This window comes from Flavobacterium sp. AK-345 (assembly GCF_058310175.1).
Genome location: NZ_JBZEER010000001.1, coordinates 774,200 through 786,890, shown reverse-complemented (window position 1 = coordinate 786,890; position 12,691 = coordinate 774,200). Strand labels below are relative to the sequence as shown.

Here is a 12,691-nt window from a genome sequence, read left to right as displayed (position 1 = left end):
GCAAAATGAAAAAATATAATATTTCAAAAATAACAGCTAAAATCAATTTATTGATGCTGGTTTTAAGTCTCTTTTTAATCACTTCCTGTCAGGATAAAAAAACCGAAGATACACACGAAGAAGAAAAATCTGAAACGGAAGTAGCATTAACGGCTGATCAATTTAAAACCGTTGGAATCGAAACTGGTTTGGTTGAAGAGAGAAACCTGAACAAAATCATCAAAGCAAACGGTTATACAACGGTACCACCTCAAAATTCTGCAGAAGTAGCAACCTTAATTGGCGGAACGGTTAAAGATATTTTTGTCTTAGAAGGCACTTATGTCAACAAGGGAAAAGTTCTGGCAACCATTCAAAATCTGGAAGTAATCGAGATGCAGGAAGATTATCATTCTGCAACAGCAAATATCGAATATTTACAATTAGAATATAATCGCCAGAAAACACTGAGTGATGAAAATGTAAATCCACGGAAAATTTTTCAGGAAGTAAAATCAAAGCTGGCAGCGGAGAGAGCAAGAGCACAGGCAGCAAAAAATAAACTCGAAACTTTGCATGTAAGCACCAAAGGCAATAGTTCACTTGTTCCTATCGTAGCACCTATTAGTGGTTATGTAGGCAAAATAAACATTGCAAAAGGAGCATTTGCAGAAACTGGACTGATTTTATTTGAAGTAGTAGATAACAGTCAGATGCACTTAGATTTAAATGTTTATGAAAAAGATCTGGGTTCTATTTCTGTTGGGCAGGTTATTGATTTTGTGTTAACGAATCAATCGAATAAATCAATTAAAGGAAAAATTTTCGGAATTAATAAATCTTTTTCGAATGAAAGTAAAACGGTAGCCGTACATGCAAAAATAGATCCTGCCAATGCAAAAGATTTAATTCCGGGAATGTATGTCTCGGCAAATATCAATATCACAAATGCAACTGTTCCCGCATTACCAAAAGATGCTATTGTTAGAAATGGGGATAAATATTTTGTTTATGTTCAGGAACAAAATCACCTGGAGAAGAAAAGTAAAACAAAAGAGAAGGAGCAAGACGAAATTCATTTTAAGGCCATTGAAGTTATTCCCGGAACAACAGACTTAGGTTTTACAGAGGTAAAATTTGTAGATGAAATACCTTCTGATGCACAAATAGTTTTCAAAGGTGCTTTTTATCTCTTATCAGCAATAAAAGGCGGTGGTGAACACGAGCATTAAACAAAAAATATATATAAATAGATTTTAAAATACTTAACTTAGGCATTAAATGATTTTGATAAAAAATCCTAAAAAAGAGTTCAAAAATGGCACATGAACATATATATAACGAAGATGGGAAACAACTTTGTTGCGAATTAGAACAAAAAAACAATAAAAAATCGAATAAGAATACCGGATGCTGTGCTGCACATGAAGATCACACCCATTTAGATGATGATGGGCACAATCATGAACATAATGCTGATGATAGCTTATTTAAGATGTTTTTGCCTGCTATTATATCCTTCATTTTGTTGATAATTGCTATTGTATTTGATAATTATTTTCCACAAAACTGGTTTAAAGGCTATTTACGATTAGGCTGGTATATCATAGCTTATTTACCTGTTGGAATTCCTGTTTTGAAAGAAGCATTTGAAAGTATAATAAAAGGCGAATTTTTCTCTGAATTTCTTTTGATGTGTATTGCTACACTTGGAGCATTTGCCATTGGTGAATATCCGGAAGGAGTCGCAGTAATGCTATTTTATACTATTGGCGAAGTCTTTCAGACTTTGGCAGTAAGCAGGACAAAATCAAATATAAAAAGTTTGTTGGATCAACGTCCTGACGAAGTTAGTATTTTAGTGAATAATCTTGTACAAACCGTAAAAGCAGCAGATGTAAGTATTGGGACTATTATACAGCTTAAATCCGGGGAGAAACTAGGATTAGACGGAGAATTAATATCAGAGAAAGCATCGTTTAATACCGCCGCTCTAACGGGTGAAAGCAAGCCAGATACTAAAGTAAAAGGTGAAACCGTTTTGGCGGGTATGATAAACGGAACAACCATTGCTCAGGTTAAAGTAACTACTGCTTATAATGACAGTAAGCTTTCCAAAATATTAGAAATGGTTCAAAATGCGACAGCTCAAAAAGCACCAACGGAGCTATTCATCAGAAAATTTGCCAAAATCTATACACCAATAGTGGTTTTTCTAGCCATTGCCATTTGTTTATTGCCTTACTTTTTTGTGGCTAACTATGATTTTAATGATTGGTTATACCGGGCATTGGTCTTTCTGGTAATATCTTGCCCTTGTGCTTTAGTAATTAGTATTCCGCTTGGTTATTTTGGAGGAATTGGTGCAGCGAGTAAAAACGGGATATTGTTTAAGGGGAGTAACTTTTTGGACAGTATTGCCAATATCCAAAATGTAGTAATGGACAAAACAGGAACCATGACTGAAGGAGTTTTTATGGTTCAGGAAGTTATTATTTCAAATGAATTTGAAAGAGAAGAAATACTTAAAATGGTTAATGCTTTAGAAAGCCAAAGTACCCATCCAGTCGCTACTGCCATTCATAATCACGTAGGCGCAATTGATCCTTCCATTGAACTTAAAAATGTAGAAGAAATAGCAGGGCATGGATTAAAAGCTGAAATCAACGGAAAAGAACTTCATGTGGGCAATTTTAAATTGATGGACAAATTTAGCATTCCGTATGATATTGATCCAGATTCTATTGTTTACACGTTGATTGCCATTGCCTATGATAAAAAGTTTGCAGGATATTTAACTATTGCTGACTTGATTAAAGAGGATGCACAGCTAACTATCGACAAACTAAAATCGATGGGGGTTAAAACCACAATGCTAAGTGGGGATAAAAATACTGTAGTGCAGTTTGTAGCGAATAAACTAGGTATAAGTAATGCTTTTGGGGACTTATTGCCTGAAGATAAAGTAAATAAAGTAAATGAAATAAAAGCTAAAAATGAAACAGTAGCTTTTGTTGGTGATGGGGTTAATGATGCGCCGGTTGTGGCATTAAGTACTGTAGGAATTGCAATGGGCGGCTTGGGAAGTGATGCAACAATTGAAACAGCCGATGTTGTAATTCAGGATGATAAACCCAGTAAAATACCAATGGCTATCAATATAGGAAAACAAATGCGCAAGATAGTCTGGCAAAACATTATGCTGGCTTTTGTCGTTAAAGGAATTGTTTTGATTCTGGGTGCGGGAGGCTTGGCTACGATGTGGGAAGCTGTATTTGCAGATGTTGGAGTGGCTTTATTGGCAATTTTAAATGCTGTGAGAATTCAGAAAATGAAATTTTAAATAGATAAATTTATAAAAAGCGCCATTGATTTGGCGCTTTTATTGTTTAATTATTTTTCAGCCAAAGATTTACATCATCAAACGTCCTTCTTTATATACTCATAATTCGTCGCTGGCTGAAACCCATTAAATAAACCTGTTTTTCATCAAAATGAAGTTCAACTTTCAGGCTTTCAATAAAATCTAAAATGGTAACTGAATATCATCTTAATTGGCTGAATGTTGGGTAAGTAGTTTTAAATATTGATGTTTTGTTAACTGGCAATTATGTAATTATATAATTAATAATTGTAAGTACATTAATGTTAAAATATCATAATTTTACTACTTAATATTGTATGACCAGCACCCCCCGCATAGCAAATTGAATAAAAAAGTACTTTCAATTAAAATAAAAGTAAAGAAAATCAAGTTAAGAGTTTTATGAATTGAATAACCAACGATTATCTAATTCCCCCAGATAAAATAATCCGAAAATTATGCCAATACGATATTTTCCCTTAGATAACAGCCCGAACTTTAAAAAAATAATATGCTTCATTTTTGTTTTTTTTATATTCAGTCAAATTGCGAGTAGTCAATGTGCTACACCAATTGTAGGATGTTCAAACACTAATTTATCCAATTTTGGAAGTGAGTCAAATAATGATGCTGCAACAATAGAATATGATAATTTCGTTTCGGGTTTTCATAGCACAGTTGTAAGAACTTCTGATGGTTCTTTCCAGATCTGGGGAGAAAAAATGGCAAATGATGGAACTACAGATGTATTAGCCCCTCTAACGATAAATAAATCAAACTTTCCGGCATTAACGGGTATCCCTCTCAAGGCTGCTTTGGGAAGTAATTCTACGGGTAATATTCAGGCTATTATTTTAGCAACTGATGGATTGTATGCATGGTCAAAAGAAGGAATCGTTCTTAGCGCTGCAATTACCTCAAGCACAGCTTTTCAAAAACTCACTATAAATGGCAACTCAAATGGTCTGCCTACTGGTGTAAATCCCCAAGATGTTAAAATGATGTTTGCGACATACAAGACATTGGCTATAACAACTTGTAGTGGAGATGTGTGGGTACTTTCACAAACATCAACTGTAAGAGGTAATGGAGGAAAGGGAAATGCTGTTACGTGGTACAAAGTAACAACTTCGGATACCAGAAATCCATTTTTGACGGGCGTCGTTGCCTGTAGAGGAAATAACGATGGACTTATGGCATTGAAGTCAGACGGTACTGTATATGTATGGGGTAATAATGTATTATTGGGAAATAACTCGCCTGTTATTCCAAGTCAAGCCAGAGCGGTACAGATGACACTACCTGTGAATGCAACTCCAAAAATGATTGGTTCGACAGGAAACGGGACAGCAAGATCGTACTATATTTTAGCTACAAACGGTAGCCTATATAGTATGGGTGAAAATTCTAATAAGGAGCTGGGAGATTGGACAGTTACTGACAGATTATCGTGGGTACAACCCAGATATTCTTCTCCGACAGGTCCTGTGATGAATGATATTAAATGGTTTAGCCCGCAGGAACATGACGGTCAATATGGTGCCATAAATGTGATTAACAACAGTAAAAGTATTTACGCATTTGGTAATAATGGCTTGTTACTTGGAACTACAGGTGCCACTTCAAACCCTGTTATTCCTAATGGTTTAAATGGACAAGATCATATTCTGGTGGTAGAAACCGGGGGGCACACCTCAATGATTGTTAAAGATTGTGAAGTTAAATTTGGATACGTCGGCCATAGATACCATGGAAGTATGGGCGATGGGAGTGATATAGATACAAATGAATTAAATTATACTTTTGCTACAGCTCCAGTACAAATTTGTGGTGTAGAATCACTTCCTATTATTCAGCCAGTTACCGCAGGAGGAGGGCCTGGTATGAAATATTGCATTAATGATCCTGTTTTATTAGATCCAACTCCTGCAGGAGGTAGATTAAGTATTCGTAGCGGTCCTGGAAACCTGACAGGAAATACGCTAAATTTTACCGCATCAGGTACTGTTGTAGTTCAATATTTAGTAACTACTTCTTGTGGAAGTAAATCATTAGTCACAAAAAGTTTTGAGACTGCAATTTGTCCGTTGGATTTGGAGGTTACAAAAACAGTGGATAATCTTAATCCAAGTATCGGAAGTACTAGTATTTTCACAATAAATGCAAAAAATAATGGACCCTATAAAGCTACTGGGGTGAGTGTAAATGATGTACTTCCATCAGGTTATGACTTTGTTAGTGCAAGTCCTTCTACCGGAACATGGTCACCACCAAACTGGTATATTGGTAACCTTTCCAACGGAGCAACGGCAACAATGTCAATTGTTGCAACAGTTAAAGCTTCAGGAATATATGCTAATACAGCTACCATTACCGGGAATAATCCGGACACTAATACAGCAAATAATACATCAACTGTCACACCCGCAGTTCAGAGTAATCTTTCGATATCGAAAACCATTAGCAATAACACGGTAAATATTGGAGATAACATTACATTTACCATCACTGCCACCAACGCTGGACCAAGCGCTGCAACGGGAGTTTCGGTAATAGATGTTCTTCCTTCTGGTTACACTTTTGTCAGCACAACGGCGTCAACAGGAACCTGGTCATCACCAAACTGGGATATTGGTAGTCTTGCTAAAGGAGCTACTGCAACGCTGAATATCGTTGCAAGAGTAAATGCTACAGGTAATTATAACAATACAGCTACTATAACAGGAATTGAGCATGATCCAATCCTTGGAAATAATTCGAGCTCTGTCAATCCAAATATCAATCATGTGCCAGTTGCGGTTGATGATATTTACAGCGTTGCGGAAGATGTGACATTGACATTAACTCCCTTAAATCTTGATTCAGATCCTGATGGGAACACATTGAATGTTACGTCCATCAATGGAACCACTTTAACCGGCACGGCACAGTTAATTTCCGTAGCGAATGGAACAGTAAACATATCGGCTACAGGTGTGATTACTTTTACACCAGATCAAAACTTTAATTCCGCTACAACCATAAGTATTCCTTATGCAATAAGCGATGGAAATGGAGGAACCGCTACAGCAAACATGTATATTACCGTTACGGCTGTCAACGATAATCCCGTTGCAGTAGACGATATTTATACAATTACTGAAGATGGAACAGTAACATTGAAACCATTAAATCTTGATTCAGATCTTGAAGGTGACACGTTGAGTATAACGTCTATTAATGGAACGACATTAACAAGTGCAGCACAGGTTATTGCTGTATCGAACGGCACTATAAACATATCGGCTGCAGGCGTGATAACTTTTACACCAGATAAAAACTTTAATTCGGCTACAGCCATAAACATTCCTTATACAATAAGCGATGGTAATGGAGGAACTGCTACAGCAAACCAGCTTATTACGGTTACGGCTGTCAATGATAATCCGGTTGCAGTAAACGATATTTATACAGTTGCAGAAGACGAAACGGCAACATTGAACCCATTAAATCTTGATTCAGATCTTGATGGTGATACATTGACTATTACTTCAATTAATGGAACAAGTTTAACAGGTTTTGACCAGATGATAATTGTGCCAAATGCCAAAGTAAACATAATAGGAGGTGTGATTACTTTTACGCCGGATGCTAACTATAATTCGGCTACGCCCATCAGTTTTCCTTATATAATAAGCGATGGGAATGGTGGAACCGCGACAGCAAACCAACTCATTACAGTTAGGGCTGTCAATGATAATCCGGTTGCACTAGATCATGTAAATACAGCGATATTATCTACATCCGGCGCAACACCTATCGATAAATTAACGGCAACAGATGTTGATGGAATTATCGTTAGTTATACCATCTTAAGTTTACCAGTTCACGGTGTTTTGGCTTTATCAGGTGTTCCGGTAACAAAAAATCAGGTACTGACAACAGCGCAGGCAGCAATGCTCACTTATGATCCTAGTGGAACATTTGTTGGTAATGATACATTTACATTCACTGCAAGAGATAACCAGGGAGGTATAGACGCAAGTCCGGCAACGATAACTGTAGTAATTTCAGCAGCACTATTGGAGGCAGCAGGAGATCCTATATGGAATGCAGACGGTATTAATGGTTCATTAGAAATAGGGAATGTTTTGGATAATGACAAAATAAACGGTATTCCTGTTACTGCTTCACAAGTGATAATAAAAGCTATAGATTCTCCTGCCGGAATTACTATTAACACTGATGGTACAATTGATGTAGCGCCAGGTACACAGGCAGGAAATTATACCTTCAACTATCAAATATGTGAAGTGGCTAATTTATCTAATTGCAGTACAGCAACAGTGCGTGTTTTTGTAGAAATTCCTGCTATTGCAATAGTTAAGAAAGTGGTTTTTAACGATGATAACGGAAATGGATATACAGAAGTGGGCGAAACTTTAACTTATAGCTTCGAAATAGCAAATAAAGGAAACTCTGATCTTGAAAACATAACAGTTACTGATCCTTTACCTGGAATTGCGATATTTGGTGGTCCGATCGATTTAGCTATTGGGCAAATGGATAATTCTTCCATTACAGGAACCTATGTTTTAACTCAGGCAGATCTAAATGCCGGGACTATAAGCAATCAGGCAATGGCATCAGGAAATAGTAAAAGCAGAATAATTGTTACGGACAAGTCAGATTTTAGTGATTTTAATGGTGAAAGACCAACTGTTTTAGAATTTGGTGATTGTCTGATCAAAATCTTTAACGCTGTTTCTGCAAATGGAGATCAAAATAACTCAAGATTCTATATTCAGGGTTTAGAATGTTATCCGGATAATACAGTGCAGATTTACAACCGTTTGGGAATTTTGGTATTCGAGAGAAATCATTATAATAACAACGATATCGCTTTTAGGGGCATATCAGAAGGGGCTTTTTCTAGTAAATACTCAAACGAATTAGAAGAAGGTACCTATTATTATATATTAAGATATAAGGACAAGCGATCTACTACACATGAAAAGGCTGGATATTTATATCTGAATAGATAATTATCTAAAACAAACAAACGAGTTAGATGTTGATAAATAATATTTTAACTCGTTTATTTGTTGCGTTATTTTGTCCTGCTATTTTCCGATACAGAAATTAGCAAAAATATTCCCCAGCAATTCATCATTAGAAACCTGGCCTGTAATAAGACCAAATTGGTATAAAGCTTCGCGGATATCAAGAGCAATTAAGTCACTTGAAAGATTTATTTCAAGACCGAATTTCACTTTTGTAATTTCATCCAAAGCTTTAAGTAACGAATCGTAATGTCTTGTATTTGTTACGATAGTTTCGTTATTACGAAGCGCTCCCGTATTTACAAACGAAAGCAATTCATTCTTTAATTCGTCAACACCAATTTTTTCTTTAGCAGAAATCAGTAAAAGTTTTGCATTTAAATTTTCAAGCTTAGTGGTGATGTTTGAAACTTCATCATCAGATAATATATCTTTTTTGTTTACTACAATAACCAAAGGTTTTAGAGGATATTTATTTTTGATTTGTTCAATTTCAGAAACAAATTCAGAACTTGATACCTGAAATTTTAAACCATCAAACAAATAAATTACAACCTGTGCCTGATCTATTTTTTCAAAAGTTTTTTTGATCCCGATGCTTTCTACAACATCTTTAGTTTCGCGAATTCCCGCCGTATCAATAAATCTAAAACCAATTCCGCCAATAACCAATTCGTCTTCAATAGTGTCGCGGGTTGTTCCGGCAATGTCAGAAACAATAGCGCGTTCTTCATTTAATAAAGCGTTTAGCAAAGTCGATTTCCCAACATTTGGTTCACCAACAATCGCAACCGGAATTCCATTTTTAATAACATTCCCAACAGCAAATGAATCGATTAAACGCTTTAAAACAAATTCAATTCTGTTTAATAATTCATAAAACTGAGTTCTGTCTGCAAATTCTACATCTTCTTCAGCAAAGTCTAATTCTAGCTCAATTAAAGACGCAAAATTTAAAAGTTCTTCACGTAATTTGGCAATTTCATTACTAAAACCACCACGCATTTGCTGCATCGCAATTTGGTGAGAAGCTTCGTTATCCGATGAAATCAAATCGGCAACAGCCTCGGCTTGTGATAAATCCAGTTTTCCGTTAAGGAAAGCCCTTAATGTAAATTCTCCTGCATCGGCCATTCTGCAGCCTTTTCTCAATAATAACTGAATAATTTGCTGCTGAATATAAGTAGATCCGTGACAGGATATTTCGATAGTATCTTCTCCGGTATAAGAATTTGGGCCTTTAAAAACAGAAACCAAAACTTCGTCCAGCGTTTTTACATCATCAACAATATGACCCAAATGCAGGGTATGTGTTTTTTGTTTGGTTAAATCTTTGTTTTTAATCGATTTAAAAACCGAATTTCCAATAGTGATTGCTTCAGAACCTGAAATTCGGATTATAGCAATAGCACCGGCTCCGGATGGTGTTGCCAATGCAACTATAGAATCTTGATTTATCATGGTGCAAAGGTATAAAAAAAGGCACAAATTTCCGAAACCGGAACTCATTCGCAAAAGCACTATTTAACCCATATCTTAATGTTAAAATACTGATAATTATCAGGGTGTTTTGTTTTTAGAATGATTAAATTTGAGAGAAGAACTTTATAAAACTGAAACAAAATGAAAAAGATATTATTTCCAACCGATTTTTCTGACGCAGCAACAAATGCGTTTGTACATGCATTAGAATTTGCAAAAATTGTGAATGCCGAGCTTATTTTGTTACATACTTTTGAGATTCCGGTATATGATAGTCAATTTTTTCCTGAAAATTATGCCACAATTTACAGCTCCATAGAATTAGCAAAATTTGAAATGTTCAAAGATGAAATTCCAAAATTAAGAGCTATTGCGGCCGAACGAAATTTGAGTGACATAGTGATAAAACACCGCCTGATGGATGGCGATTTATTATACAATTTGAAAAATGCCGTTGAAGAAGACCAAATTGATTTTGTAATTATGGGAACAACCGGTGTTTCTGACTGGACAAAATTCTTTCTCGGGTCAAACACAAGTTCTGTAATTTCAGGAGTAGATGTTCCTGTTTTATGCATTCCTGAAAATGCTAATTTTAAGAAAATTAAAACAATTGGATTTACGACCCGCTACCGTGATAAAGATAAAAAAGAACTGAAAAAAGTATTAAAAATTGCTAAAAAAACAAATGCCAAAGTAAAAAGTTTATACGTTAAAACTTCAAATTCAGATGTTACTGATGTTACTGTTAAAGAATGGGAAAAAGAATTTGCCGGCGAAAACGTCGAATTTCTGGTTTTACCGAGTGATGAAGTAAAAGAAACAATTCTTGATTTTATACTTTATAAAGACATAGATATATTGACAACCATAACGCATAAAAGATCTTTTTTTGAAAGTATTTTCGAATCCAGTTTTTCAAAAAAAATAACAAAAGAGGTTTCTGTACCCGTTTTAATTATGCATGAAGATTAAATTCGGTCTTTTTTTAGTATTGATTTTATGATCTAAAACCTATATTTGTATTTCATCAAATCAATAAAATGAATTCATATCAAGATAAAGTTGCGCATTATTCGGAACTTCTTAATAAAACCAATAAAAGATATAATAGTTTAAGTTTACTAAGGCTTTTAAGCATTTTTGCTTGTTTGTTTCTGTTGTTTTATTACATCAAAACAAATGAAATCCTGTACGTTGCTTTTGCTTTTCTATCTTTTGTTGGTTTCATCTTTTTAATGAGAATTCATTCGCGTTTGTCTTTTCAAAAACAGCTTACAACGGCACTTTTAAAAATCAATAAAAATGAAATCTCTTTCTTAAAAAGAGAAAAAATTCCTTTTGAGAACGGAATAGAATTCAATGATTTTCATCATCCTTATGCATACGATTTAGATATTTTTGGAGAACATTCCTTGTTTCAGAATCTAAACAGAACAGCGACTTTTATCGGTAAAAAAACATTGGCGAATAACTTGTTGCAACAGTTTTCTAATGATACTATTTTAGAAAATCAGGAAGCCATTAATGAGCTTAAAACAAAAATAGACTGGAGGCAGGAGTTTTTAGCTTTGGCAATGGTGAGCAATGATTCTAAAAACTCTTATGATTCTATAATTCATTGGAATTCATTTAAAAATAATACCTTATCTAAAGTTTTACTATCGCTCTCAATTATTCTTCCAACTTTGTTTTTCGGAACGTTAATTGCCTATTTTATCACTTCAAAAACAATTTTATTATCGTATCTGACTTATATTTTTATAGCAAATATGATTGTTTTGGGAAGATCATTAAAACGAATTCAATCAGAAATTGCTAAAGCAGACAATGTTGATAAAATCATCAAACAATACAGTTTATTGGTTGAGAAAATTGAAACGGAAAAGTTTCAGTCTAAAAAAATAATTGATTTACAGCAAAAGCTTATTTTTAAAAATGCAGCTGCAAGTAAACATCTAAAAGATTTGTCCGAACTGTTTTCGAGAATGGATACAATTAGCAACTTTGTTACCGCTATTTTGTTCAACGGAACTTTTTTGTTTAATCTCCACGTTTTAAAAGCACTTTTAAAATGGAAAGAAAACTATTCTGATGAACTGGAAAAATGGATTGCTATTATTGGTGAATTTGAAGCTTTAAATAGTTTGGCAAATTTGGCATATAATAATCCTGATTTTGTTTTTCCGGAAATAAATTCTGAATACAAAATTGAATTTTCAGATTTGAGTCATCCTTTATTAAATCCTGCGACCAGAGTAGGGAATGACACTCATTTTTATCCGCAATCTTTCATGATTCTGACGGGCTCTAACATGTCCGGAAAAAGTACTTTCTTAAGAAGTTTAGGTATTAATATGGTTTTAGGCGGAGTAGGTTCTGTTGTTTGTGCTTCAAGGGCTAACATTCATCCACTTCCAGTTTTAGTTTCTATGCGATTATCAGATTCTTTAGCTGATAGCGAATCGTATTTTTTTGCCGAAATAAAGCGTTTGAAACAAATTATGGATGCACTTGAAGATAAACCGGCTTTTGTTTTATTAGATGAAATTTTAAGAGGAACAAACTCGGATGATAAACGTAACGGAACTATTGAAGTCGTAAAAAAGATTATTGCAAAAAAAGCAATAGGGGCGATCGCCACTCACGATATCGAAGTTTGCTTAACAACCAATGAATATCCTGCTACTTTAACGAACCAATGTTTTGAAGTCGAAATTCAAAATAATGAACTCCATTTTGATTATAAATTGCGCCCGGGAATTTGCAAAAATAAAAGTGCTACTTTTTTAATGCAAAAAATGGGAGTGATATAAGTTTAGAT

6 protein-coding genes are annotated in these 12,691 nt (G+C 34.7%); 5 read left to right on the top strand and 1 reads right to left on the bottom strand.

Going from position 1 to position 12,691, the window contains the following annotated elements; translation table 11 throughout:
* Positions 1–5: 5 nt before the first annotated feature.
* From AC4FQ3_RS03640 to AC4FQ3_RS03630, 3 genes are all read left to right on the top strand, one after another.
* Complete coding sequence (locus tag AC4FQ3_RS03640; RefSeq protein WP_491180903.1) at positions 6–1,211, top strand: efflux RND transporter periplasmic adaptor subunit; 1,206 nt, start codon at positions 6–8, stop codon at positions 1,209–1,211.
* Between the two features lie 86 nt (positions 1,212–1,297).
* Positions 1,298–3,322, top strand: a complete 2,025-nt coding sequence (locus tag AC4FQ3_RS03635; RefSeq protein ID WP_491180902.1) for a heavy metal translocating P-type ATPase — start codon at positions 1,298–1,300, stop codon at positions 3,320–3,322.
* A 479-nt stretch (positions 3,323–3,801) separates the two neighbouring features.
* On the top strand, positions 3,802–8,367 hold the full coding sequence (locus AC4FQ3_RS03630; protein WP_491180901.1) for an Ig-like domain-containing protein: 4,566 nt from the start codon (positions 3,802–3,804) through the stop codon (positions 8,365–8,367).
* A gap of 78 nt (positions 8,368–8,445) precedes the next feature.
* On the opposite strand, the gene mnmE is transcribed toward AC4FQ3_RS03630, so the two are convergent.
* A complete protein-coding gene (gene mnmE / locus AC4FQ3_RS03625; protein ID WP_491180900.1) occupies positions 8,446–9,846 on the bottom strand; it encodes a tRNA uridine-5-carboxymethylaminomethyl(34) synthesis GTPase MnmE in 1,401 nt (466 codons plus the stop codon).
* A gap of 162 nt (positions 9,847–10,008) precedes the next feature.
* On the opposite strand from mnmE, the gene AC4FQ3_RS03620 reads away from it, so the two are divergent.
* On the top strand, positions 10,009–10,842 hold the full coding sequence (locus AC4FQ3_RS03620) for a universal stress protein (RefSeq protein WP_491180899.1): 834 nt from the start codon (positions 10,009–10,011) through the stop codon (positions 10,840–10,842).
* Positions 10,843–10,910: 68 nt separating this feature from the next.
* A complete protein-coding gene (locus AC4FQ3_RS03615; RefSeq protein WP_491180898.1) occupies positions 10,911–12,683 on the top strand; it encodes a MutS-related protein in 1,773 nt (590 codons plus the stop codon).
* Positions 12,684–12,691 lie beyond the last annotated feature (8 nt).

Excerpts from the sequence above, each read along its gene's own strand:
- AC4FQ3_RS03640 (WP_491180903.1), top strand. The coding sequence starts at position 6 with ATGAAAAAATATAATATTTCAAAAATAACAGCTAAAATCAATTTATTG.
- mnmE (WP_491180900.1), bottom strand. The coding sequence starts at position 9,846 with ATGATAAATCAAGATTCTATAGTTGCATTGGCAACACCATCCGGAGCC.
- AC4FQ3_RS03630 (WP_491180901.1), top strand. The coding sequence starts at position 3,802 with ATGCCAATACGATATTTTCCCTTAGATAACAGCCCGAACTTTAAAAAA.
- AC4FQ3_RS03615 (WP_491180898.1), top strand. The coding sequence starts at position 10,911 with ATGAATTCATATCAAGATAAAGTTGCGCATTATTCGGAACTTCTTAAT.
- AC4FQ3_RS03635 (WP_491180902.1), top strand. The coding sequence starts at position 1,298 with ATGGCACATGAACATATATATAACGAAGATGGGAAACAACTTTGTTGC.
- AC4FQ3_RS03620 (WP_491180899.1), top strand. The coding sequence starts at position 10,009 with ATGAAAAAGATATTATTTCCAACCGATTTTTCTGACGCAGCAACAAAT.